The 25,268-nt window shown below is 35.7% G+C and carries 30 protein-coding genes and 1 pseudogene; 29 read left to right on the plus strand and 2 right to left on the minus strand.

Going from position 1 to position 25,268, the window contains the following annotated elements; translation table 11 throughout:
• Positions 1 to 92 precede the first annotated feature (92 nt).
• The 12 genes from ABEW73_RS30990 (at position 93) to ABEW73_RS31045 (ending at position 8,727) form a co-directional block, all read left to right on the plus strand.
• Positions 93 to 839, plus strand: coding sequence for a class I SAM-dependent methyltransferase (locus ABEW73_RS30990; protein WP_430165047.1), 747 nt, complete (start codon positions 93 to 95; stop codon positions 837 to 839).
• A 166-nt stretch (positions 840 to 1,005) separates the two neighbouring features.
• Positions 1,006 to 1,965 (plus strand): hypothetical protein, encoded by a 960-nt coding sequence (locus tag ABEW73_RS30995; RefSeq protein WP_430165044.1) that lies wholly within the window; start codon positions 1,006 to 1,008, stop codon positions 1,963 to 1,965.
• A 140-nt stretch (positions 1,966 to 2,105) separates the two neighbouring features.
• Positions 2,106 to 2,768: an HAD family hydrolase gene (locus tag ABEW73_RS31000; protein ID WP_430165041.1), complete on the plus strand. Its 663-nt coding sequence runs from the start codon at positions 2,106 to 2,108 to the stop codon at positions 2,766 to 2,768.
• Positions 2,769 to 2,990: 222 nt separating this feature from the next.
• Positions 2,991 to 3,707: a HEAT repeat domain-containing protein gene (locus ABEW73_RS31005; protein WP_430165038.1), complete on the plus strand. Its 717-nt coding sequence runs from the start codon at positions 2,991 to 2,993 to the stop codon at positions 3,705 to 3,707.
• A 149-nt stretch (positions 3,708 to 3,856) separates the two neighbouring features.
• A complete protein-coding gene (locus ABEW73_RS31010) occupies positions 3,857 to 4,060 on the plus strand; it encodes a helix-turn-helix domain-containing protein (RefSeq protein ID WP_024629424.1) in 204 nt (67 codons plus the stop codon).
• A 198-nt stretch (positions 4,061 to 4,258) separates the two neighbouring features.
• Positions 4,259 to 4,729 carry a hypothetical protein gene (locus ABEW73_RS31015; protein ID WP_430165035.1) on the plus strand — a complete coding sequence of 157 codons (471 nt, stop codon included), beginning with the start codon at positions 4,259 to 4,261 and terminating at the stop codon, positions 4,727 to 4,729.
• 222 nt (positions 4,730 to 4,951) lie between these two features.
• On the plus strand, positions 4,952 to 5,368 hold the full coding sequence (locus ABEW73_RS31020) for a GNAT family N-acetyltransferase (RefSeq protein ID WP_430165032.1): 417 nt from the start codon (positions 4,952 to 4,954) through the stop codon (positions 5,366 to 5,368).
• A gap of 421 nt (positions 5,369 to 5,789) precedes the next feature.
• A complete protein-coding gene (locus ABEW73_RS31025) occupies positions 5,790 to 6,191 on the plus strand; it encodes a hypothetical protein (RefSeq protein ID WP_430165030.1) in 402 nt (133 codons plus the stop codon).
• Positions 6,192 to 6,446: 255 nt separating this feature from the next.
• Complete coding sequence (locus tag ABEW73_RS31030; RefSeq protein WP_076326629.1) at positions 6,447 to 6,971, plus strand: GNAT family N-acetyltransferase; 525 nt, start codon at positions 6,447 to 6,449, stop codon at positions 6,969 to 6,971.
• A gap of 236 nt (positions 6,972 to 7,207) precedes the next feature.
• Positions 7,208 to 7,549: a hypothetical protein gene (locus ABEW73_RS31035; RefSeq protein WP_430165027.1), complete on the plus strand. Its 342-nt coding sequence runs from the start codon at positions 7,208 to 7,210 to the stop codon at positions 7,547 to 7,549.
• Positions 7,550 to 7,783: 234 nt separating this feature from the next.
• Positions 7,784 to 8,188 carry a hypothetical protein gene (locus ABEW73_RS31040; protein ID WP_430165024.1) on the plus strand — a complete coding sequence of 135 codons (405 nt, stop codon included), beginning with the start codon at positions 7,784 to 7,786 and terminating at the stop codon, positions 8,186 to 8,188.
• Between the two features lie 221 nt (positions 8,189 to 8,409).
• Positions 8,410 to 8,727 (plus strand): hypothetical protein, encoded by a 318-nt coding sequence (locus ABEW73_RS31045; RefSeq protein WP_430165022.1) that lies wholly within the window; start codon positions 8,410 to 8,412, stop codon positions 8,725 to 8,727.
• 161 nt (positions 8,728 to 8,888) lie between these two features.
• Here ABEW73_RS31045 and ABEW73_RS31050 read toward each other — a convergent pair whose 3' ends face one another.
• Positions 8,889 to 9,515 carry a hypothetical protein gene (locus ABEW73_RS31050; protein WP_430165019.1) on the minus strand — a complete coding sequence of 209 codons (627 nt, stop codon included), beginning with the start codon at positions 9,513 to 9,515 and terminating at the stop codon, positions 8,889 to 8,891.
• A gap of 266 nt (positions 9,516 to 9,781) precedes the next feature.
• On the opposite strand from ABEW73_RS31050, the gene ABEW73_RS31055 reads away from it, so the two are divergent.
• From ABEW73_RS31055 to ABEW73_RS31100, 10 genes and pseudogenes are all read left to right on the plus strand, one after another.
• Positions 9,782 to 10,327: a GrpB family protein gene (locus ABEW73_RS31055; RefSeq protein WP_430206418.1), complete on the plus strand. Its 546-nt coding sequence runs from the start codon at positions 9,782 to 9,784 to the stop codon at positions 10,325 to 10,327.
• 191 nt (positions 10,328 to 10,518) lie between these two features.
• Positions 10,519 to 11,025 (plus strand): HIT family protein, encoded by a 507-nt coding sequence (locus ABEW73_RS31060; protein WP_430171441.1) that lies wholly within the window; start codon positions 10,519 to 10,521, stop codon positions 11,023 to 11,025.
• Positions 11,026 to 11,228: 203 nt separating this feature from the next.
• A complete protein-coding gene (locus ABEW73_RS31065; RefSeq protein WP_430171439.1) occupies positions 11,229 to 11,582 on the plus strand; it encodes a hypothetical protein in 354 nt (117 codons plus the stop codon).
• Between the two features lie 211 nt (positions 11,583 to 11,793).
• A complete protein-coding gene (locus ABEW73_RS31070; protein WP_430171437.1) occupies positions 11,794 to 12,360 on the plus strand; it encodes a hypothetical protein in 567 nt (188 codons plus the stop codon).
• A gap of 226 nt (positions 12,361 to 12,586) precedes the next feature.
• Positions 12,587 to 13,525 carry a hypothetical protein gene (locus ABEW73_RS31075; RefSeq protein WP_430171435.1) on the plus strand — a complete coding sequence of 313 codons (939 nt, stop codon included), beginning with the start codon at positions 12,587 to 12,589 and terminating at the stop codon, positions 13,523 to 13,525.
• A 191-nt stretch (positions 13,526 to 13,716) separates the two neighbouring features.
• Complete coding sequence (locus ABEW73_RS31080; RefSeq protein ID WP_430171433.1) at positions 13,717 to 14,187, plus strand: NUDIX hydrolase; 471 nt, start codon at positions 13,717 to 13,719, stop codon at positions 14,185 to 14,187.
• 160 nt (positions 14,188 to 14,347) lie between these two features.
• Positions 14,348 to 15,346 (plus strand): annotated as a pseudogene (locus ABEW73_RS31085) (IS1595 family transposase).
• A gap of 189 nt (positions 15,347 to 15,535) precedes the next feature.
• On the plus strand, positions 15,536 to 16,081 hold the full coding sequence (locus ABEW73_RS31090; RefSeq protein WP_430171431.1) for a GNAT family N-acetyltransferase: 546 nt from the start codon (positions 15,536 to 15,538) through the stop codon (positions 16,079 to 16,081).
• 939 nt (positions 16,082 to 17,020) lie between these two features.
• Positions 17,021 to 18,514 (plus strand): serine hydrolase domain-containing protein, encoded by a 1,494-nt coding sequence (locus ABEW73_RS31095; RefSeq protein WP_430171429.1) that lies wholly within the window; start codon positions 17,021 to 17,023, stop codon positions 18,512 to 18,514.
• 288 nt (positions 18,515 to 18,802) lie between these two features.
• Entirely contained in the window at positions 18,803 to 19,378 is a 576-nt protein-coding gene (locus ABEW73_RS31100) for a GNAT family N-acetyltransferase (protein ID WP_430171427.1), read from the plus strand.
• A gap of 211 nt (positions 19,379 to 19,589) precedes the next feature.
• Here the strand turns inward: ABEW73_RS31100 and ABEW73_RS31105 are convergent, their stop codons facing one another.
• The gene (locus ABEW73_RS31105) at positions 19,590 to 19,763 is read right to left on the minus strand and encodes a hypothetical protein (RefSeq protein WP_036642512.1); all 174 of its coding nucleotides are present in this window, start codon (positions 19,761 to 19,763) and stop codon (positions 19,590 to 19,592) included.
• A gap of 144 nt (positions 19,764 to 19,907) precedes the next feature.
• Between ABEW73_RS31105 and ABEW73_RS31110 the strand changes: the two genes are divergently transcribed.
• From ABEW73_RS31110 to ABEW73_RS31140, 7 genes are all read left to right on the plus strand, one after another.
• Positions 19,908 to 20,240, plus strand: a complete 333-nt coding sequence (locus tag ABEW73_RS31110) for a hypothetical protein (protein WP_430171425.1) — start codon at positions 19,908 to 19,910, stop codon at positions 20,238 to 20,240.
• Positions 20,241 to 20,403: 163 nt separating this feature from the next.
• On the plus strand, positions 20,404 to 21,303 hold the full coding sequence (locus ABEW73_RS31115; protein ID WP_430171423.1) for a hypothetical protein: 900 nt from the start codon (positions 20,404 to 20,406) through the stop codon (positions 21,301 to 21,303).
• Between the two features lie 168 nt (positions 21,304 to 21,471).
• A complete protein-coding gene (locus ABEW73_RS31120) occupies positions 21,472 to 21,876 on the plus strand; it encodes a GNAT family N-acetyltransferase (protein WP_430171421.1) in 405 nt (134 codons plus the stop codon).
• Positions 21,877 to 22,121: 245 nt separating this feature from the next.
• Complete coding sequence (locus tag ABEW73_RS31125) at positions 22,122 to 22,421, plus strand: hypothetical protein (protein WP_430171419.1); 300 nt, start codon at positions 22,122 to 22,124, stop codon at positions 22,419 to 22,421.
• A gap of 229 nt (positions 22,422 to 22,650) precedes the next feature.
• A complete protein-coding gene (locus ABEW73_RS31130) occupies positions 22,651 to 23,016 on the plus strand; it encodes a hypothetical protein (RefSeq protein WP_430171417.1) in 366 nt (121 codons plus the stop codon).
• A 348-nt stretch (positions 23,017 to 23,364) separates the two neighbouring features.
• Positions 23,365 to 23,715 (plus strand): DMP19 family protein, encoded by a 351-nt coding sequence (locus tag ABEW73_RS31135; RefSeq protein WP_430206419.1) that lies wholly within the window; start codon positions 23,365 to 23,367, stop codon positions 23,713 to 23,715.
• A gap of 280 nt (positions 23,716 to 23,995) precedes the next feature.
• Positions 23,996 to 24,805 carry an alpha/beta fold hydrolase gene (locus tag ABEW73_RS31140; protein ID WP_430171413.1) on the plus strand — a complete coding sequence of 270 codons (810 nt, stop codon included), beginning with the start codon at positions 23,996 to 23,998 and terminating at the stop codon, positions 24,803 to 24,805.
• The last annotated feature ends 463 nt before the right edge of the window (positions 24,806 to 25,268 follow it).

Consider the following 25,268-nt stretch of genomic DNA (forward strand, 5'->3'; position numbering starts at 1 on the left):
CGGGCTTAAGCCGTTGAGGGTTCGTGAATGCGGGAACGTTAGATGAAATCCTCACAAAACATAAATTTAAAACAAAGGAGTGAAAGAAGAAAATGGGTAACATGACTTATGAAAAGGCTTTGTTATATGATAAATATCGATTGCCGTATTCCGTAGAGGCATGTACTTTTGTTATGAATGAAGCCAATGCGAGTCGTGGAGTTGTAGCTGATATTGGCGCAGGTACCGGGCTCCTTACTCGGCACTTTGTCGGAAATGTACAGAAGATCTATGCAATAGAACCTGAACAGGAAATGCGAAGAGTAGCATATGAGATTATCGGATCAAGAGGAGATATTGAATACATAGATGGAGTAGCTGAGAATACGAAATTACCTGATCAATCTGTTGATTTAATCGTTGTGGCCAATGCATATCATAGATTTCAACCAGAGAGGGCGATAGAAGAATTAAAGAGGATAATGAAGCCAGGCGCTATGCTGGCTATGTTTTCATATCAAGATGATACTGGATTTTTAAGAGACACGATGAAAGTATGTAGTATAGACCCCTATAAAACGAGACTAAGTGAAACACGACACAATAAGCCAGTATCTTATTTCTATGGAACGACAATACCAAATAGCTATTTGTTCCATCAAGAACATGAAGAATCATGGGAGGAATACTGGGGAGCAATAATATCAGGAATGGAATCACCGAATGAGAGTGAAGCGTGGTTTCAGGAATTTAAAGAAACGCATGTCAAGAGATTTAAGGGATTGGAAAGGAATGGAGTGATAAGGGTGGTTTACAGTACGGAAGTATGGATAAGAAAACCTAAATATATAAATTTTTGAAGCATTTCGGGGAAGGTGAGGACATCATCTAACATAGTATTCCCGCAGCAGGGCGAGCCCCTTGGTCGCCAGAAGTAGGAAGCGAAGAAGTAGAATCAGGCGACACATCCGCACCACCTAACCGCGTCGCGGCCAGCCCTGACGGGCTTTAAGTTGGTGGGACGTCGTGAATACGGAAACGTTATCTGAAATACTAATCAAAGGAGTTTGTAAGTTGAAAGATCTATTAATAAGTTTCATAATTGCTTTTTATGAGTTGTTTCAAAAAATATGCTTTATGATTAAAGATTGGATAAAAAGAAATATATTTATAGAGGAATTCCAAAAAGTATATGCAGCATACACATTCATTCTGATGACATTCTTATTTTTTTCACTTAAATACAACAGCAATCTCATAAAGTTTTTAAATCTGGTAGTAATAATTTCAGCTGCAATAGTTCTGATATGTATTTACAAAAGAATTTTAAAAATGAAAGAAGATCACATGAAATTCTATTCTCAATCGTTGAATTGGTGGCTTACAGTAAGTTTTTTTTGGATATTTGCCTCTATGAGCTTTGTTCATGTTAATCCATATCTGGTGAAAATATTTTTAATTCCATTTTCTCTATTTTTTTATTATGGAATGAGATATTTATTTTTGAAATGGGTAAAACATTGGTTTTTTTATTTTGTGTTATTTTCCTTAATGCCTATTCTCTCGTTTTTTATTTATAGTTTTTTGGGATCGTTAATATTTGAATTTACAAATAAAGAGTTTTTTGTATCAGATACTGTATTCAAATGGATGGTTATTCTATTTTGTGTATTGTTAACAAGCATCTTTGTATGTTGGACTCCTGCAGATAGATTTGATGAAGTGAAAGTTGCAGTCTATTTGTTACTTGCAGTTTTTTCAACAATATCATATTGTTTTTTTATTTCTGATTACCTTGCTGAAGTAGTTACATCAAAGCTAAATGAAATCAATCAATTTGAATCCTTTACAAGAGACGAAATCAAAGAACTTATAGATGTAGTTGTTAAATGGGTTTCTCTTCCTTATTTAATTGGTTCCGTATTTGCTTGTTTTACACTAGAGCTTATAGCAAGAAACAGAAACATTAGAGAGAAATCAAGGTAGTCTCGTACTTCAGATAACATAATATTCACGCTGCGGGCGTGCGCCCTTGATCCAGCATTCGCCGGATACTCAGCATGCGCTGAGTCGTGAATACAGGAACGTTATCAGACATTGCCTAAGTACGAAGAACGGAGGAAAACATGAAGGATCTAAAAGCTGTAATCTTTGATTTAGACAATACACTCTTAAATAGGATGAAGACATTTCATAACTTTACAATTTCATTTGTAGAACATTATTTTGGTCACCTTAGTAATACCGAAGAGATCATCGATCGGATAATTGAGCTGGATCAGGATGGTTATAAGGATAAGAATGAATTATTTATTGAGTTGCTTGAAGAACTTACTTGGAACGAAAAACCAATGCTAAATGAATTATTAGATTACTACTCGAAGCACTATGTAAGTAATGCTTGTTTAATGGAGGGCGCAATTGAAGTAATTGAGCGTGTTCGTAATTCTTATAAAATTGGATTAATAACAAATGGTAAAACTTTAATTCAATACGGCAAAATGGATAAACTTGGAATACGAGGTTATTTTGATTTCATTCTTGTATCCGAAGAAGTCGGTGTAAAGAAACCTAATGCAAGAATATTTGAAATGGCATTAGAGAGATTAAATTTACCTGCAGATCAATGTGTTTATGTAGGAGATCATCCAGTCAAAGATATTGAAGGAGCTGGAAAGGCCGGATTGAATACCATTTGGATTCAAGTGAATCAACCTTGGAATGAAGATGTAACAATTCGACCCAATTATATAATTAGTCATTTAAGAGATTTGGCGGGAATTCTCTAAGAAGAGGCAACGTCTGATAACATTATATTCACGCATCGGGGCATTCGCCCCTCGGTCCGCCAAGAAACGGATCGAGCTAAGCGCCGATCCGGGCGGACACATCCGCACCGACTAACCGCATCGCGGCCGGCTTCTGGCGGAGCCTTAAGTCGGTAGGAGGTCGTAAATACGGGAACGTTATATGAAATGCGGAAAAATCTTTTTTTTCAAAGGAGCAGAAATATGTTTATAGATCTTTTTAATAGACTCAGCATCACATTACCTACTGTATTAGTTGAGGAGTTAGAAACTCACAATAAGAAACAGAAGGATCAAATTTACTTTTTAAGATTATTGGAATTTGACGAAATAATTGAATTAGCTGATTTCATGTCTGAAATTAAGGTTTATCAAGATATTATTCCTTTATGGACAGATGATAATTCGAACTATATAGGATTACATATTCAAGGTGCATGCAAATACAGGATAAGTTACATCAATCATGAGGAAACGGATTTATCTCCAGGTTTTAGAAGTATAAGTTCATTTATAACTAAACTCGAACAACATCCTAATTTTGATTGGGATGAATTGAAGAAAGACTATCCCTCAGAAAAAGAAAATAGTAGTACTGAGATTGATGAAGACTTAAGTTGTATTGAAGAGTTGAACAATTTGATAAGTTCTAACCAACTAATAAATGATGATATTCGTTGTCAGTATATTTTTTCAATCATGGCGTTAACTCCGAAAAGATATCTTGATTCATTAATAAAATATTTAGATGATGAAGATATGTATGTTCAAGAGAGAGCATGTGAGATTATTGGTTTTCATAGATACATTCCAGCTAGAGAAAAGTTAAAAGATCTTTCCATAAACGGAATGCATAATGGGAAATTAGCAGCCAAAAGAGCATTAGCAAGTATAAGAGAAAAACTAAATGAAGAAATTTGAAAGACTATTCAATGAAGTCCGCACTCCATATAACATAATATTACACGCACGGGGCTTTCGTCCCTGGTCTGCAAGGTGCAACTGCATTTACGGAAATATAATTTCATATAATTAAAGAAAAATTCAATTCGGATACGAAGGAGTACCAGATGATAAGTTATAAACCATTTCAAAAATTATTGATTGACAGGGAGATTAAGAAACAAGATTTATTGAAAATGACGGGGATTTCATCGGCAACGATGGCAAAGCTCAACACGAATGAGTATGTATCTTTAGAAGTAATTGATAAATTATGTACGGCATTGGAATGCCAGCCTGGAGATCTTTTGGAACATCTAACAGACCAATGAAAGAGAATATAAGAGGATGTTGGTTAACTCGAAGATGTGATTCCGTCGTATAACATAATATTCACGTTGCGGCTCCTGTGGAGCCTTGGTCTGTTAGATGGTTTTCGAAGAGGCATTTCAGCAGACAACCCCTTTGGGGTTCATGAATACAGGAACGTTATATGAAACCTCGGTATTGTATGAAAGAAGGAAAAACAAATGAATAAGGAACAGTATTTTGAAGATCTTCAAGATATAATAAACGATTTAATTTATATCGGTTCCTCTGAAGCTGATCTTCAAGAAGAAATTGAAACAAATATGTGGAGAATCTCGATTTCTCCTGATCTGATTAATCAAATTACAACTGACGATTTCGATGAATTTATAAATAAAGTTATACAGAATCGGAAAGATCAAATAGAACGCTCTAGTTCAAATCTAGGTATGTATTTTTATTTATGGTTTGATATTATGGCAAGTCAATTAAGATTCAATCTAATATCTGACATAAACAAGAAATTACCATTTAGCTGTGAAATACAAATATTGAATAATCCAAGAGAAATACTTGATGATTTTTTAGGGTCCCCATTTCATAATGGGTTACTAATAGAAGGACATAATGATGACTCAGAAGATAAAGAATATATATTAAAGATTTATAAATTGCATTTAAAAAAAGACTAATATGAAAGTAAATCGAAGATGACTGAGGCATCACATAACATAATATTCACGCTACGGGGCTTACACCCCTTGGTCGTCCGATGTATAATCATGGAAGATAACTCGGACGACACACGAGCCGGCCTAAGATAGGAGCTATCTAAGGCCGGCTCGCGTCGTGAATACGGGAACGTTATGTGAAATTCCTGAAAGAACTAAACTCATAGAAATCAGGTGAAATCCATGATTAACCTAATGGACTATAAAGATCGAAAGGAAATAATAAATTTGCTAGCTGAATGTATGTATCCAGATAATAAACGAGTAATTCAAGAATATGAACGATATAAGAATGATAAATCAAGAATATTACTGGGAAGAATGGAAAATCATGAATTAGTCGGACTTATCGGAATTATTTATCAAACAGATTATGAAATTGAATTAAAACATATAGCAAAAAAATTTAACAATAGAAGAAAAGGATTAGGAAAGAAATTAATAATGGAATTTATGGAAGAGAATCTTATAAGAAGAATGGAAGCCGAAACCGATAAGAATGCAGTGAACTTTTACAGAAAGATCGGTTTTAACATTACAAGTTTAGGAGAGAAGTATCCTGGAGTAGAACGATTTAAATGCACATTGAATAAGGAATGATTTTGAAAGTATATTCAGGAAGTCAGGAACTTCAAATAACACTATGTTCCCACTGCGGTTCCTACGGAACCTTGGTCTGTCCGAGGAATTTCGAAGAAGAGGATTTTGTCAGACACACCTGCACCAACTAACCGCGTCGCGGCCGCCCTTCAGGCTTAAGTCGGTGAGGCGTCGGGAACACACAAACGTTATAGGAAATCAGCACAATACAAATGTATGGGGGATAATCTGTCAAGTAGTCAAGTTCAAGAGGAATTAGTAATAGCAGAGTTTTTATTTGCAGAGTTTAACTCTGATAGATTTAAGAACGGAATAATAGATGCTCTTGGTGATCATGATTCAAGTTTAATAACTAAACCTAATTTGAATGATAAAACTGAGAACCAATTAAGAAGAGATATTCTAGGTCAGACAAGAGGATTTGGCTGCAATACAGATTTGTAATTTTCCTACAGAAGTTAAATGGTATAAAGCGGTTTTTCAGAAGCAAGATCTAAGCGAAGTAATGTATATTAACTATAGTTATTGGAATGAATTGTCAAGTGGTACTAGACTTCCTATGTATGCATCGAAGAATATCATTAATCAAATTGAAGTTTTTGGAGTTAGTAACCAGGGGTTTATTGATATCTCTTTAGCGATCAAGAAAGGAATAGCGTTTCCAAGACTAATCTTTGTGTCAATGAATGAAAAGTCGAAAGTAGTTGTACTTGAAGGTCACGCTCTGTTGACAGCTTATTTTATTGATAGTGAATATTTACCCGATGAAATAGAAGTATTAATTGGGTACTCTGAGAAGTTTAGTGAATGGGATTTATATTAAGAACATTGTGTAGGTTGTGCATAGAAGGTAATTACATCCTATAACACTATATTCACGCTTCGAATCGGCTGTGCCGACCCTCGGTCCGCGAGGAGCGATCGGCAGGGAAGATGATTCTGCGGACACATCCGAACCGACTTTACCCTGGCGTATCCTTAAGTCGGTGGGACGTCGTTTGAATACACGTTATAGGAAATCAGCGCAAATCGTTCAAATCATTCAATAACTTAAATTTGAGTAGAAGGAGAATAATTCATGAAAGTTGAACTGAAATCTCCAACATATGAAGAGAAGGAAGTCTTAAAGAATTTGCTTGAACTTTATCTTTATGAATTAAGTTGCTATTCAGAACAAATTGAGTTGAATAAGTTTGGTCTGTACGGATATCGATATTTGGATCATTATTGGACAGATGAAGATAGACAAGCATTTTTGATCTTTTCGGAAGATAATTTGGCAGGATTAGCACTGGTTAGAAAATTTGATTACAGCGGGAATGATAAAGATTATAGATGGTTAATGTCTGAATTTTTTGTCTTGAGGAAATATCAGAATAAAGGAATTGGTAGATTGGCTGCTCATCAACTTTTCAGCCGGTTTTCAGGTCCATGGATTGTCGCACAAATGGAGAATAACATCCCATCGCGTAGATTTTGGGAGAAGGTCATTTACGAGTATACGAGTGGTGAATATAAACAATCTAAGTTAGGGAATCAACCTGCACAGGAGTTTATTTCTGAAGGTAATGTCACCGGGAATGAAAGTAGATATATAATCTAAATAATTCGGGGGACTTCAAGAAGGCTCTGACATCCCATAACACCGTATCTACACCGCGTCGCTAACGCTCCTTGGTCTGCCAGATGCTTTTTCGAAGAAGTGGAGTCAGGCAGACAACCCTGCACCACCTAACCGCGTTGCGGCCAGTCGCTATCGCTCCTTTAAGGTGGTGAGGGTTCGTAGATACAAGAACGTTATGAGAAATCAGCGGACAAGAAATAACAGAGGTGAATACAATGAAGGTCATAACACTATGTGGATCAACAAAATTCAAGAAAGAATTTGAACAAGCGAATAGATACTTAACCCTTAAAGGTAATATTGTTATTAGTTTAGCTTTTTTTGAGCAAAGCGAAGGAATTGAGATTACCAAGGAACAGGCAGAATTATTTGGAAAAATCCATTTTTGTAAAATTGATATGTCAAATGAAATATTTATAATCGATGTTAGTGGTTACATTGGCAGTAGTACAAGAAAAGAAATTGAATATGCAATTGAAAATAGGAAGATAGTTAAGTTCTATTCAAAAAGCGAATTAGTAAAACACGATAAGACAAACGACTTAATTCTGGAATAATATTGGTGGTAGTTCAAAGAAGTCGCTGACATCTCATAACATCGTATCTACGCTGCGGTCCGTTCGGCCATTGGTCTGCAAGATGTGATTCGGGGAAGTAAATTCAACAGACAACCCTGCGAGGTTAAATCCGTTGGACCCGGCGCGTTCGCGCTTTAAGCCTCTCGGGTTCGTAGATACAAAAACCGTTAGCTAAAATTGCTGTAATAAGAAATAAATAAGAGGTGCGGACAAATGGAGGAGACTAGTCCTAAGTATATTGATAAAGAATCAATTGAAAGTCTTATAAAGAAATTACATTTATCGCCACTTACTCCGTTTTCGCAGGACTGGGAATATACGTCGGCTGATTCTTCAAGAGTAAATGAATTTATTACATATTATGAGAAAAATAAATTAAACAACAAAGAGAAATTTACGCTGATGATAGTTATAATATCTTCTTTTGATGATTATCTTTCCAAGGGAATAGGAACGGAAGACATCAAAATTTGGAATCGAATAAAACAAAATATACTTAAAGACTATAAAATACATATCAATACCATTATCTATTGGGCACTAGAAGAGAACGACCTAGAGGATTGTTTTGCAGTCACACCTTATATACGAGAGATCTTAGAACAAAAGAGCATGTAACTAACAACAAACAAATATCACTCGAGCATCTCAATGAAGTCAGAAACTCCAGCTAACACCGTATTCACGCAGCGGGCCTGACGGCCCTTCCTGCACTGGCTAAGTCTTCGACACGGCTGACCCGATCGTTGCGCTGGATCGGTCAGCAGCTTAAGCCAGTGAGGGTTCGTGAATACAATAATGTTAGCTGAAATTGCTTGATTACAAAGAGAGGTAAAACCATGGTGAAAGATTCAAATTCAAGACCAAGACTTTTAAACTGGCATTTCGATGATGAGATTGGAACTGATAATCCAAAAGAATGGAACTGGATAGAGATCACGATGCATTTCACAGATGGTTCAAAAAGATGGAGTATTTTGTATACACCAGAACGATTACTTAATAACTTATCCAGACCCAATATAGATCCACCTGGTCTTCATATTCAACAGCTTATTGTAGTTAGAAGCTATGAATTTAGTGATATAGATAGAATATTAAAAGCTTTAGACGAAGAGGATAGATTGATAGAAGCATCAAAAAATTATCCCGAGTGATTCGAAGGAGCCAGCAACATCATCTAACATAATATTCATGCATCGGGCTTACTCCCTCGGTCCGGCAGTGGGGGTTCGGAGAAGCAGGAATCGGCCGGACACATCCGACTCCGTCGGACGTCGTGAACACGTGAACGTTAGATGAAATCCCTCAAAACCAACTAAATAATAAATCTTTTCTTTTTAATTCGATTATATTCACTTAATAGACGTTCTTCTTCATCTTCTAATTTATCAATAATGACATCAATAGATTCGATTATTTTAATTATGTGGGGATTCAAAATTGTATGCCTACCAAAAATACGTACTCGAGGATGAAAGTTAAGATATTCTTCAAACTCGCTAGTAGAAGAACGACTTAAACTTTCTGTGCGTTCGTAGATAGAATAGGCGGTTTCTCCACCAATTATTTCGTTAATATTTTTAAATATCAGTTCAAATTTGTCACTCTTAAATAAGATTATTGACCACAGTTCTTCGCCTTCATAGTTAGCACAATCTTCATCTCGAAACTCTTGTAAAAAATCAATTGAGTTTTTTATTGCTAATATTTTGTCCATGAATGTCTGAATAAACCTGTCTTCATCAGATTTTTGTATGGTCAATTTAACACCGATTAGAGTAATCCATCCACCTGCAAGTGAACCTCCAACACCAGCTATTGCCAGGTAGATTTCTTTTTTAGGAAACCAAATAAATGAGAATGATAGACCAAGTAAAACTAATAAAACTGTTAGAATGAATAATAACGAAGTTAGGGTCAACTTTTTGAAAATGATAAACAACTCCTAAGTAACATTTTCTTTAAATATATTATATTGTAAGGCATAAGAAAATACGTTAGCGTATCAAGAAGTCATCTACGCTGCGGGCTACGCCCTTGGTTCGCATGATGAGGTAAGAAAAGTAGAGGGCTCAGCTCACAACCCTGCGAGGCTAAGTCCGTTGGACCCGGTCGCTGGCGCTCCCTTAAGCCTCTCGGGTTCTAAGATACATGAAAGTTATATGAAACCTACGCGGAACTAAAACACAAATCTTATCGGAGGTTATTATGTCAGATCCGATTATTGTAGTACCTTATGATTTTTCTTGGAAACAAGAATTTAAAAGTATTGGTTTAGACATTCGACAAGCACTTGGCGAGCTAGTTATTCGAATAGATCATATCGGCTCAACTTCTATAGAAGGATTAGATGCAAAACCTATAATTGATATTCAGATTTCGGTCCGATCATTTGAACCGATAGAAATATATAAAAATAAACTTGAGAACATAGGATTTATCTATAGTTATGATAATCCTGACCTAACAAAACGATATTTCCGTGAAAAGCTTGGAAGAAAACGAATTCATATCCATATAAGAGAATTTGGAAGTTGGTCTGAACAATTTTCACTTTTATTTAGGGATTACCTTCGGACTAATGAAGATGATTGCAGAAAATATGCGGAAGTGAAATATGATTTAATGAAAAAATTTCGAAATGAGCGGGATCGATATGTGGAAGGCAAGGAACCAATAATTTGGGAAATCATGAGCAGGGCCAGTAAATGGAGTCAAGTTACTGGATGGAAACCAGGAAAGACCGATATGTAAGTATATCAAAGAAGGCTTAGACATCATATAACATTGCATTCACGCTGAGGCCTTACGGCCCTTGGTCCGCAGGCGGGATCTCAAGGAAGCGGGTGCTGCGGACAACCTCCTTCGGAGGTTCGTGAATGCGGGAACGTTAGATGAAATTACGATGCAAGTTCTTATCAAAATCAAAAACTATGAGGTGCATAATGCCAAGACTAATTACATTGGCTGATGGAAGATCAGTAGAAGTTGAATGTGTAAGCTGCGCATTGACAAGTGGTTTGATTTCTTCAACAGGTGGAGTAATTTTTGAATCAAGCAACTTTCATGTCCATCAGGATATTGCTTACCCAATTAAAGGGTTAGTTATATTGGCTTCAAAGAGGCATTTTTACTGCATGGATGAATTAACAGATGAAGAGCGATTAGAATTTATTTCGTTAATCCATAAGCTCAGAAGTGAACAAAGAAAACGATTGGGAATTGATAAGGTCTATTATTTTTATAATGAAGATACAACACATCACTTTCATTTATGGATGGTTCCTAGATATGCATGGATGTACCAATTTGGAAATTCAGTAGAATCATTAAGACCGGCATTATTACATGCAAGGAATAATATGAATGACGATGAGAATATGAAGAGTGTAGAAGAAGGGGTTAGCATGCTAAGAGAGGGCATGAGGGATTTTGTGAGTAGCTCAAGGTAACTCCATCTAACAACGTATTCACGCATCGGGGCATTCGCCCCTCGGTTCGGCCGCGGATTTTCGGGGAAGCGGAATCAGCCGGACAACCCTGCGAGCCTAAGTCTGACGACCCGTTCCCTACGGTCACTTAAGCCTCTCGGGTTCGTGAATGCGTAAAACGTTAGATGAAATTACTGCAAAGCTAATATACAGAAAGAAGATGAATGACTATGGAAAGTCTAAATAGCAATAAATTAAATAGTTTCTTCCAACAACTTGAAGATATTAAACAAACATATAGCGAATTATCATCTTCATGTTTACATAAGGATTCAATAATGCAATGGACTGAATACAAAAAAGAGTACGAAAAGATAGGTGGAACTATTAATTCAGAAACGTTCAGACAAATCCAATCAGAATTAATTGAAGAGGTCATTTATTCAATACTCGAAATGCTTGATGGCTATAAAAATTTAGGTTTTGATATTGACATTGTGGACAAACAAACAAGTGAATCAATAATAAATGGATTACAACTACATGATAAGTATAGAGATTTTATAAATAAAGAATGAATATTGTGAGTAACTCAAGAAGGCAGTAACATCATCTAACAATGTATTCACGCTTCGGGACCTTCGGCCCCTCGGTCCGCCAGATGGAGTTCGAGGAAGTGGATTCAGACGGACACACCTGCGAGGCTAACTGCGTTCTTAAGCCTCTCGGCGTCGTGAATACTGGAACGTTAGGCGAAACCCTCTAAAAAATATAAAGGAAATCAAATAAATGAACGACAATCTAAAACTCAATAATTCAGAACTTCAATTTCTAAGCCTTGCTTACAATGCTTTTTATGATATCTATGAGGAAATTCTTGATGATAACTTTTGGAGTGAAGATCAATATTTCCGTTTTTCAAGAGCAAGGGATGCGTTTTCTATTTATGCCGAATTACTTAACTATGAACCCATAAAGTGGGTCATCGAACATATGAAAACAAGTCGTCCTCCAATGGAAGCAGAAATCGGAAGTGAGCTCTTTAAGTTTATTCGTAATGTAATTGCTCATTTTCCATTTTATAATTCTTGGGATGATATTTGGATTAGTAAAGGTCTAGTCAATTGGTATAAAGAAGGTAGATTTTTAAGGAAGTATGCAGGACGACAGAAGGTGAAATATAGATTTTGGCAAGCTGATATAAAGAGAATGACTTATCTAAGTATTGGCTTTCCTGAGGAATATACCGAGGAATCAAAGATATATATGAAGGATATTTTAACAGAAGAAGAAGGTATTAAATTCTCAATGATATTAATGAGACAAATCTTAGATACACAAGTAATTAAGGAATAATGTGAGAATAATCAATGAAGAGAGGGCATCGCCTAACACCATATCTACGCTGCGGGGGTCAAGCTCCCCTTGGTCTGCTTGAGGGTTTTCGAGGAAGCGAATTCAGCAGACAACCCTGCACTGCCTAACCGCGTCGCGGCCGGTAGCTGTCGCTCCCTTAAGGCAGTAAGGATTCGTAGATACAAGAACGTTATGCGAAATACTAAGTATTCAAAGGAGAAATAAAATGACAAAGAAAGTAATAGAAACAATAATTTCTGCACTGGTTTTGGGGGCTCTTACATTAGTTTTTAACTTGTTTATCTCTTATTTTTTTATTGAGAAAGGTACTGTTCGAATTGGTGAACCAGTGCAGATTGGGCAAAATCAATTTCAGATCTCAATCTCATTGGTGAACACTAGTAACAAAAATATAGATAACTTAGAAATAAAATTGCCTTTAAATGTTTTGACTGATGATATTTTTGTTTCACAACCTATAATAATTAACAAATTAAATACAAATTACGGTAACCACAGTGGAGGGGTTTATCAAATTCCTAAAATAGCAAGTCATGAAAAGTTAACAATGATAGTATCGAGCCCTGTTAGAATAGAGAGTAGTCAAATAGTTATAAATAATAATGGAAATAATCTCGAGATAGAATATCTAGATAAAATCTCAAGTCCCTTCAAGAAAAATATAGGGCTATGGATTATTAATGCGTTAATATTTACTGTCTTATTTGGATTAACAAGCTATATAGCTGACAATAGAAGACAGAAACAACATAGGGAATTGATTGAGTCGATAGAGAAGAGTAAGAAAGAAATACAAGATGAAAAAGAATGGATGTCAAATAGATTTGATGAATATCATAATGAAAAAGCTTTATTAGTAGAGAAGACTAATAGACTAGAACAGCAGGTACAAAAAATACATGATTCTCACATAAAATGGAAAGTTATTTATCAATCTAAATTGAGGGATTATAGTAAAGAATTAAACTTTTGGAGAGATACAATTAGAAAAATAGTTTATAAGTCTTCTGAAAGCAAAATAGAATCAAGTGATCTAATAAATATTGTCACAAAAAATCTTCAAACTTATCATACAAAGATTGATGCAGAAGAAAATTTTGAATCACTGATAATTATGTCGAAAATATTTACAGAGGAATCGTAATAGTGAGTATTGAGCAGTACCTCGCATAACATAATATTCACGCATTTTGGCGCCGCCCTCGGTCCGGCAGGGGAATATCGCGGGAAGCAGAAGCAGCCGGACACACCTGACATTCGTCAGGCGTCGTGAATACGAAAACGTTATACGACAGTCTCTAAAATACATAGAAAAACCTAGAAAGGAATCATTGAATGATCATTAGGACCGTTTCATTGTGTCTAATTCGAAGAGGCGATCAAATATTAGTTGAAGAAACATATGATAAAGCCGTAAACAAGTCGTTTTATCGGCCGGTTGGTGGAACGGTTGAGTATGGAGAGAATAGTAAAGAGACGATAATTCGAGAAGTAAAAGAAGAATTAAATGCCGAAATACAAGAACCCAAGCTAAAGTTTGTCATCGAAAACCTATTTAAATACTTGGATCAGAGAGGTCATGAAGTAGATTTCATTTATGAAGCCGATCTTGTTGATCATGACTTATACAAAAGAGAAGTTATCGAAGGCATAGAAGGAATAACTCCATATAAAGCAGTTTGGAAATCAATTAATGAATTCGAGAATAATGAACAGGAAAAACTAGTACCGGATGGATTATTGGACTTATTGCTTGCGAATTATTCAGAGAGAATTAGCAAAGTTGAGCACATTAGAACTACATAAAATCAAAAAGAACAACTATGTAAGCAGTTCAATAAAGAGAGACCGTCGTATAACATAGCATTCACGAATCGGGCTGTTTTCGCATAGATTGTTTATTTACCGATACTAATAGGACCTTGCTATAATTGCGATCTAGGAGGCGGTAAAAATGTGAGAAAGTATATTTCAAGGTTTCTCGGAATTATCTAAACAGAACAATTTAAGTTATATAATGCGATTAAGTTTCTATTGTTTCGGGCAGATCAAGGAGACGTAGCTAAAATAAATTAAAGATATCCGTGAAAGTCGATTTCACGAAGGCCTTGCTTGTTTACATTGTGGAAGTGTCTCAGTTAAAAAGAACGGAAAATATCGAGGAAGGCAACGATACCTCTGTAAAGATTGCGGAAAAACGTTCAATGATATGACTAACACTCCCCTATCGGGCACCTATTACCTAAGTAAATGGATGGAATGCTTTAAGATGATGGTTGAGGGCTATACGTTGCCTAAAATCACTTAAGTATTAAAAATTCATATCTCAACTGCTTTCTACTGGCGGCATAAAATCCTTAATGCTCTTAGGTCATTAGGCCACAGTACATTAAAAGGAATTGTCGAGAGTGACGAAATTTACTTTTTAGAAGGTCACAAAGGCAAATAAGATATCTCCCACCGGGAAGCCCGTAAACGAAGTGGTGCAGCTACAAAAAGGGGCATTTCTAATGAACAAATATGTGTGCTTGTAGCCCAGGACAGAAATGGACAAGTAATTTCAGAAGTGGCCGGCACAGGAAGAATTAAAAGTACTGAGATAGACCTTGTAATGGGTCAATTTATAGATCATAACGCTTTGTTATGTTCTGATAACGCAACTAATTATAAAAAGTTTGCAGCAGAAAAAGGGATAAAGCACGAAATTATAAATATTCGAAAGGGGATTTATGTAAAGAAGTCAATTTACCATATCCAACACGTCAACGCCTATCACGCTCAACTCAATAAATTTATGCAAAGGTTTCATAGTGTGGCAACCAAGTAATTGGATAACTATATTTTCTGGTTCAAATATATTAATCAAACAAAAACTATTGCCAAATCTGAACGGGTAAAACAGCTACTTTTAGGTTCTTGCCGGGATTCAAAACATTTTACAGTGGAGATGTTAAGACCAGCGTAAAAAATCTGTTTTTGATGGTTTCTTTGGTGTGCAAAAATTTGATTTAAGCCGGCAACCTATTTAAGAGCTTATGTTAAAATTAGAATAATGGAAATAATCTTGTTTAACTAACGGGGCAGTAATATTGAATAGGGTAGGTATTTAGGCTTGTGCTAGTAAAATTCTTTTTCAGAATGGGAAGGTGTCAAAATGAATATTGCAGAGGAAATCATAATTTCTCCATTAAAGGATGAATTAATTGAGGACATTAATAAAACAAGTGATTATTTTAAAGTGTTTGGTAAGGTTGTACCCAGTTTTCAATCAGGAAAATGGTCTTTTGAAGAGAATCTATTTGATGAAACTAAAGAAATTCGTTTCCCAGATGATAAACTTGATTGGAGCCGATATATAAACCGTGAAGATAAAGCTCTATTTTTAGCTTATAAGAATAATAATTGCATTGGGCAAATTAGAATAATCAAGGATTGGAATCGCTTCTGTTATATTGAAAATATCGCTACAAAAAAAGAATTTAGAGGATATGGAATCGGGAAGTTGCTCTTAACTAAAGCGGAAGAGTGGGCAAAACAAAGAAAACTTATCGGAATGTCTCTAGAGGCTCAAGATGATAATCTTGGAGCGTGCAGGTTTTATGTGAAACAAGGATTTATACTAGGTGGAGTTGACACATTGAAACAGTCATATAATCCAAAAATAGAAACCACTTTGTATTGGTATAAGTTATTCAAGTAAGGGGTGCTTTAGTTAAAGAAGCAAATCCTTAATTAACAAAAACTCGTAATTTTTCTAATGCGAGTTTTCTTTGTTATAGCCTTATGGTATAGCAACAATATTTACGAAAACAGCCTAAATATAAGAAGATTCAGAATGCTGAAAAGGCGGATATGTGGAATATTTTTAAGAGGCATTCCGGAGAAGCGGATGGAAAACCGACTCTAAGTAGGCACTTCGGAGAAGTGAATTGAAAGCGATTGAGGTTGACTTTTCAGAGGTGAATTAAGTGAGGTTTGTAAGCAATTCGCAGAAGTCAGTTCCATAGGATAACACCATATTCACGCTGCGGGAGCTGAGGCTCCCTTGGCCCGGACCGTGGAACTTCACAGAGCCGGACAACCGCTGCGAGCCTAAGTCTAGCGACCCGTTCGCTGCGCTCACTTAAGGCTCTCAGATTCGTGAATACAAGAACGTTATCGGAAATCCTGGAAAAATTATATTAATGCATTCGCAAATCATGGAAGTGAGATTAAATGACGATCAGCAAAAGAAAGTCGAGAACCATAAATATTAATGGCGAGATCTTTAGATGGACGGATTTAAAAGAAGAAAATCTAGCTAAAAGGTAGATCTAGGTTTGTAAGTAACAAAGGTGTCAGGGCATCTGATAACATAATATTCACGCATCGGGCATACGCCCTCGGTCGGGTAGAGGGATGTAGGGGGAGCAGGAGCAGCCGGACACATCCGCACAGACTAACCGCATCGCGGTCGCTCCCGTTGGTTGCTTAAGTCGGAAGGACGTCGTGGATACAGGTACGTTATCGGAAATCAGCCCAAAAAGAACTATGTTTTTCTAAGCCATAACGGCACAAAGTAGGTTTTTATGAATGGTTCTTAATTATATAGTTTGGTTCATTATTATTTTTTAGAAGACTTACAATAGGGAGAACCACATTGAAGAAAATACTAAGTAAAACAGGCACATTAACAGTATGTGTCATCCTACTTATCGCAATCATTACTACTATAGCGTGTTGGGATGAACTTGGAAGTTTAATAAAGACAGGGAATTATGATTATACGGATAATATGGTGGAAACCATAATGGCCAAATCAGCGACTCCAGGGGTGGCTATGGTAGTATCAGAGCAGGGCAAGACAGAATATAAGAATTACGGATATGCGGATGTTAATAATAAGAAGAGGGTGACTGAAGAGTCATTATTTGAATTGGGGTCGACTACAAAGGCATTTACGGCTTTGGCCGTTATTTTATTAGAAAAAGAGGGCTACTTATCTCTTTCAGATTGTATTACAGACTATATTCCATCGTTTGAGCCAACCATTAAGGGTAAGAAAGTTAATATTACGATTCATCAGTTGTTAGCTCATACAAGTGGAATTCCACCGTGGAGTATTCGGTTAATTCCTGAAGGTACCACGGATGATATGCTTGAAAAAACGATACATAATATGTCAGGCATTGCATTAGATACGTATCCTGGGACAGCATATAATTATGCTACAGTTAATTATGATATTTTAGCGTTGATTATTGAAAAAGTTACAGGCAAACGTTATCAGGATTACATGACTGAAAACATACTGGTTCCTTTAGGAATGACTGATAGTTATTTTTCAACAGGTCAGGAAAAGGAAACTGATAAACTTACCAAAGGATATCGTGTATTTTTTGGAAAAAGCTTAGAATATGATGCCCCTAGATATTATGGGAATATCGCTGCAGGATATTTGGTAACGAATTCAAAAGATTTAGAACGCTGGATTAATGCCCAAATGGGGATAGGCGACATACCAGATAATTTATTGAAAGCGATACAACAATCTCATCAAGTCGACATCAAAACGGCGGGATACGAAGATGAAAATCAATACTATTCATTTGGATGGAATATTCATACGAACAATAGAGTTGTTAGTCATAATGGATCTAATCCTAATTACTCCTCAAAGGTTCTTATTGATTTAGAAAAGCAGCAGGCCATATTTGTTCTGGCTAATTTGAATTCAACTGCACCATCGCTAATTGCTAATAACATATATGAGAATATGAATGGAAATCACATGAATAAATTTAATTATGATGACGCGTATCTATTAATTGATTTGGTATTTTCATTCTTAGTAATAATAGCCGTCGTTATCTTATGTGTCCAAGTAATTAAACTCTTTAGAGGAATAAAACTAAATATTAAAGATGAAAAGACAAGATTCAGAAAAATGACAGGAAGTAGTATCGCACTAATCTTAAGCATTATGCTTTTGGTATTGGTAATGATCTTGCCTTATTTATTAGACAATAATTATTTAATGATACGGGTGTGGATGTCGTATTCAATATTTATTTGGATGGGTCTTACTTCTATCAATTGTATTTTATCGATAATAATTAACATTAAAAAAATCGGAATTATTAGAAGCAGTTAAAAAATAGAGGTGAAGTTTGATCTTGATTTCTCAAATCTTTAAAGAAGATTAGGTGTATTTCGAAGAAGTCGCTGACATCCGATAACACAGCATTCCTACAGCGGGCATTCGCCCTTGATCGCTAAGAAGGATTTCCAAAAAAGGAGTTTATTCAAGCGATACATTCAACCAGCTAAGCCTGACGACAAGTTTCCTACGGTCACTTAAGCTGTTTGAATGTCAGGAATGCCAAACGTTATGTGAAATCAGCGCAAACTAATAAAATTATCTATCTCAAATGGAGGAAGAATGAATAAAGCAGAAGCCTCATTACCTATACTGACTGATCGTCTAATGATAAGAAGACTTACGAGAGATGATTTCGAACATATTTACGCTCTTTGTTTACAAGCGTATACAAATGATTGGCCTTCAGGATGGAAAATGAATAAACAACAAGCTTCAGACTTTTTGGATTGGCAGATAAGTAAATACAAAACTTTTAATGTTGTATCTGATGCGGTTTATTTTGCAGTGGTAACAAGGGATGAGTCTATTTTTGTAGGGCATTGTCATGTCGGAGTAATTGAGGAGCTCTCTGAAACTGAAATTGGCTATGGTATTTCCAAACATTTTAGAGGTTTTGGGTATGCCACTGAGGTTGCAATAGCCTTAACCCAATGGGCTCTCAACACATTTAATATTCACTATGTAATAGCGACAATTGTGGACGATAATCCCCACTCGTTAAAAGTGATTGAGAAAGCTGGTTTCATAAACTACGGAAAGAAACAACTCGGATCCGTGGGTGAACAAATGGAATATAACTATTTTAGATATTACAATCCAAGTTATGAAAACAGATATCTGAATGTACCTCAATGAAGGCGCTGACATCAAATAACACCATATTCACGCATCGGGGCATCCGCCCCTCGGTCCGGCAGGGGAATTTCGGGAAGCGGTTACAGCCGGACAACCCTGCACTGGCTAAGTCCGTCGGACCCGCGCTTGCGCGCTTAAGCCTTTCGGGTTCGTGAATACAACAACGTTATCTAAAACCGGTGCAACACACAGAATGATACTATAATATTAACTAATTATCTGTAGGAATGGGACCATTTTTCTTCTCATAGTCATGGATATGCTGCTCAATTAGATATTCAATTTGCATAGCAATAGAACGTTTATTTTTATCTGCTATATATTTAATTTTTTGAAAATTGGTATCCTCTAATCTTAAAGTGAAGACTCTTTTATTAGTTGCCACAATTGTCTCTCCTTATTGGTGATAGCACTATATTATCATTTAGAAGTCACAAAGAATACATCCATATTGACATCACTATGAAATCACCATAGAATGGAAATGTCGAGTGATTTCGAAGTGACATCACTAATTGGAGGGGATTTAATGCTTAAAGAATTAGAGTGTTATTTTGATTGTTTTGTTGGAAAAAGAACTGAAGAAATTGGACAAGTGATTTTAATGAAAAATTTATACTACAGGAAGCTTGTGAATGGTAAAAGATGTTCGTTCGAGGAAATGTTGAAGAGCATTCCGGATTCATGCCGAGAATTGTTATTTGATTTCGAAGATAAAGTAAATTATCAGGTGGCGTTTGCAAACGAAATAATCTATAGACAGGGTTTGTTGGATGGACTGAACTTTCGAAATACCACCTTAAATAATCATGTTCATGAGCATTTTATGGGAGAGTTCGAAGAAGGCAACGGCATCAGATAACAATGTATTCACGCTGCAGGGCTTTCGCCCCTTGGTTGTCAGATATATAATCATGGAAGAAGCTCAGACAACACATGACCCAGCCTAAGATAGGAGCTATCTAAGGCTGGGTCACGTCGTGAATAAGGTAACGTTATACGACAGAACCTAAAGGGAGAATGGAATGAAAGAGTATTACTACAAAAATTTTAAGTGGTTTGGTTTAATTTTTTCTATTGTATTAAGTCATCTGGTTATGATTACAACCTTCAATCCATCAGAATATCTAGATAATGAATATATTCGTGGGTCATTAATTTGTGCATTTATAGTTTTCGTTTTAGCCATTGCTTTTTTTGTTTTTAAATATCTTGTTATATATCCAAGCACATCGGTATCTTTTAGGTTTTTTAATATAATTATTGATTTGAATTTTATTTACTTTTCATTTTCACTGATATCTATAAATTCGATTCAATTTCGTATTAATTGGATTGAAGATCTTAGCTATATTTTTTTATTAATAGAGTTCTTCGGGATGCTTTTATTTAGTCTACTTTTTGTATATTATAATTTCTTTATGTTAATGAATAAACTGCACCCAAAACAAAATAAATCTCATATTAATTCAAATAGACTTATAAAAATATTTATTTGTTTTGTTGTATTTACATTATTATTAATATTCCTTTTCACATATTACGGAATGATGCTGGATGGAATTCTTGGTGATAAATTGTTGCGATTTATTGATCAGAAAAAAAACGAAATTGATCCTGGATTTTGGGAACGTTTTTATTTTCACTTTGTAACATACATGGGGTTAGGTAGTAGTGATCTTATTGCTGTTAATCCTGCAATGAAGATAATCGTTGCATTAGAACTGATGCTAAGCTTTATTAACACTGCATTATTTCTGGTTATTATCTTGGATAAAACCATCAATTTTATACCATTACGAAAATCGAAAAATGAGAAACTATTTAAAAAACTATTTTTTATAATATCCTTAATTATTTTGATAATGACAATATTGGTCTACATTTTCAATCACTTAAAACCAGCCTGGGCAAGTTCAATGTAGTAGGTTCCGTCGTATAACATAATATTCACGCTACGGGCATACGCCCTTGATCCGACATTCGTCGGACACTCAGCATACGCTGAGTCGTGAATACAGGAACGTTAGCAGAAATCAGTACAGATTACATAAAGAAGGAAAAAAGTTCAGAAAAAAATTGGAGGATCAGCTATGAAGATTGATTTTGCAAAGGATACAGATTATATGTACATTTTAAAAAGAGATAAGCACATAGTTGAAACATTGATCAGATCAAAAATTAAAGAAAAAGAGATATTTATACTTAGAGATGAGGGCAAAGAAATTGGTTGGATGAGGTATGGATACTTTTGGGATAATACTCCCTTTATGAATATGATATGGATTGATGAAGGATATAGAGGACAACGAATTGGTAAGGAAGTAGTACTTTATTGGGAAGAATTAATGAGCGAAAGAGGATTCACAACCGTAATGACGTCTACTCAATCTAATGAAGGAGCACAGCACTTTTACAGGAAGCTTGGATATCGTGATGTAGGATGTTTGTTACAGGAGAACGAGCCTCTTGAAGTAATTTTGACCAAACAAATATAAACAGTTGTCGAACGTTATTCGAAGAAGGAACTGACATCTGCTAACACAGCATTCCTACTGCGGGCATTCGCCCTTGATCGCTAAGAAGGACTTTCAAGGGGATCATTCAGGCGATACATTCAACCGGCTAAGTCTAACGCCCCGTTCCCTTTGGTCACTTAAGCTGCTTGAACGTCAGGAATGCATAAACGTTAGATGAAATAGTCGAATATAAGAATAAAAACATATTATAACTAGGTGAAAAAATGTCGAATACTGATAATAACATTGAAGAACTTAAAAGAATATTAGAAGACATGATAAATGAAAAAATTCCGATTCATCTTGGATGTCATCGACTTTCTGGCATGTATCATAGTGGGAATGAAATAGTATGGTACGATTTTGATGAATATTATAACAAGTTAAATGACATACCTTTACCAAGCCAATATTTATTATGGAATGAAGTAGCATTAGAAGTTAAATTAAAGAAATTAGATGAATATAAAGTCCAAGTACTTGGTATGGCAGAAGAACTATTAAAAGAAATAAGAAAATTCTAAAAAGAGAATCAGTGATTTCGGAGATGTCGTCTACATCATCTAACATTATATTCACGCTGCGGGGCTTACGCCCCTTGGTCGTTAGTTGTATAATCATGGAGATTACTCGGACGACACACGAGCCGACCTAAGATAGGAACTATCTAAGGCCGGCTCGCGTCGTGAATACGTGAACGTTATCCGAAACCTCCGATTAGCAAAGGAATAACCTTAATTAACGGAGGCTTACATGAAGCTAATACAAGCATTAAGTATAGTAGTTATAATTATCCTTTCAGGTTGCAATGCAGATAATAATAAAACTTACCATTCGTCAATTCCATTGTCTTTCTTTTCTGACGTTGAGGGGAAGTATTACATCACGGCAATTGGTACCACTGATGAACAAAATCTTGAATTTCAAGAAGTGTTTGACCAAAACATAAGGATTCTTAGTGGTTATTATCAAACCGGAAGTCATGATGATAAGGAACTACAAATGTTAAACATTGATGATGTACCAAAGTACATTATTTTTGATACAGAAAAAGAATTATATCGAACAGACAATTTAAATGAACTTAATCAATTTCTTTCGAATCAAAGAACAAAGTAATAATCAAATTCAAAAGAACGAAAAGGATACTAGAGAATTAAAATTGAAAATGAATAAAGACGATAAAGGACGAATTGTGTAAGTATATCAAAGAAGTCGGAGGCATCGGATAACAAAGTATTCACGCATCGGGCCATTCGGCCCTCGGCCCGGCAGAAGTTAGAAGTGGAATCGGCGAGGCATTTCAGCTGCAGGGAAGTGAATTCAGCCGGACACATCCGCACCGACTAACCGCATCGCGGCCGGCTCCCGGCGGAGACTTAAGTCGGTGGGACGTCGTGAATACGGGAACGTTATCTGAAACCACCCAAGAATTTATTAATAAGTGAGTGTGATCGAAGAAGAATGATGAATACGCATACTAAAGATCTAATTAATAGATTACTTCCACTGGATAATATTCTATCAATGTCTGGTGAAGATATAGTAGGACATATTGCAAGTAACATATATGGTAAAGAGTATACTCAATTAAGAGAGTCGCTCGATCAAGTGCCAATCGTATTCAGGGACATTGTATTACTAATTGATCTAGATACAGAGTTATCTATGAACGGAATATTAGGTTTTTTAGAGAACCCAAGTGGCGAATATATTGATGAAACTATAGAAGCACTTGAAAGAATTCGAGCAGATAAAGATTTTAATATTATGAAGAACATCAAAAACTTATTGAGTTCAAATGGAATTAATATCTAATGTCAATAATCTTGAAGAATTCCAGGTGTCCAACTTTTCCAGAACACATGGGAGAGAGTGTGTTAACATAATAAATTCAATTGAAATCTTGGCTGAACAGCTCTACCTGTATCGTGATGATGATAACTTATTTGAATATCTTATTAAATATGTTGAGGTAAATAAGGCTGATATAATTGGATGAATTTAGAGGAATGTTAAGTTCGTGAATACAAAGACGTTATGCGAAACCCTTGCGAACTAAAAATAATAACATCATTTTATATGGAGGCGGTATAAGTTGGGAATTTCTAAAAGCAATTTTCTAAAGATTAATAATGCTAGTCTATTCTACTCGATGACAGGGGAAGGTGAACCCTTAGTTCTTATTCATGGGAATTTTAATGATTCTCGTATCTGGGAGTATCAGATAGAAAGTTTGTCTAATTATTATAATGTGATTTGCTATGACCTAAGAGGGTATGGCCAATCTGATAGCCCAGTATCTTCTTTTTCGCATTTTGAGGATTTAAAAGCATTATTTGAATCGTTGGAAATTCAAAAAGGTACTATCATCGGATCCTCCTTAGGTGGTAGTGTTGCGATAGATTTTGCTCTTCAATATCCGGAATTTGTTAAGGCACTGATTCTTGTTACTCCTTCTATTAACGGATGTCGTTATCCACTACGAGTAACGTTTGAGGCGATAAAAAGCATGTCGTTATTGAAATCAAAAGGTTTTGAGATTGCAATTCAAAAATTTATTTGTAACCCGTATTGGGAATATTTATTCCCGCCTCAACATAGACAAGAAGCCAGAGAAAAGGTGTTGCGAACAATAAGAACACAAAAGAATTTTTATAGTTGGGATTTTAAGCTGGCTGTACCACGTAAGCCGTATGCAAATAAGCTTTTAAGTAAAATACACGTTCCTACCTTGATTATTCTCTCGGATCTGGACAAAGCTTTTAATATAAAAGTCGGTGAACACGTACATAAAAGCATAGAGAATTCGAAAAAGTCTATTCTCTCAGATTGTGGGCATTTACCCTTTATAGAAAAACCTGATGAATTCAATACAGTAGTACTTGATTTCTTGAAAGAAAATTAAGGAATTAAGGTATATCGAAGAAGGTAAAGGCATCGCATGACACCGCATTCACGCTGTGAGCGTAATTTCCTTTTAATATCTTATTTATCCAATAAGGCACAAATAGATGCTACAGAAGATTTTTGCACAAAATATGGTTGGTGTGAACTAACTTCGAATCCTATAATAGCATCAGTGTTGACGAGCGGATTATCAACCCCAGCTGTTATTCTTTCAGTTACACTATTAATGATACATCATAAGAAAACTGCCAATGGAATCAAAAGATAAAGATATTTGTAGGATTATTCGAAGATGTCAATGGCATCTCATAACAATGCATTCACACATCGTCGCTGACGCTCCTCGGTCCCAGAAGAAGGTTCGGAGAAGTGGATGCTGGGACACATTCATTCTCCTAAGATAAGAGCTATCTAAGGGGAATGAACGTCGTGAACACAACAACGTTATGTGAAATCAGCCT

The sequence above is a fragment of the Paenibacillus lautus genome (assembly GCF_050482385.1).
GTDB classification, from domain to species: Bacteria; Bacillota; Bacilli; order Paenibacillales; family Paenibacillaceae; genus Paenibacillus_AQ; species Paenibacillus_AQ lautus_B.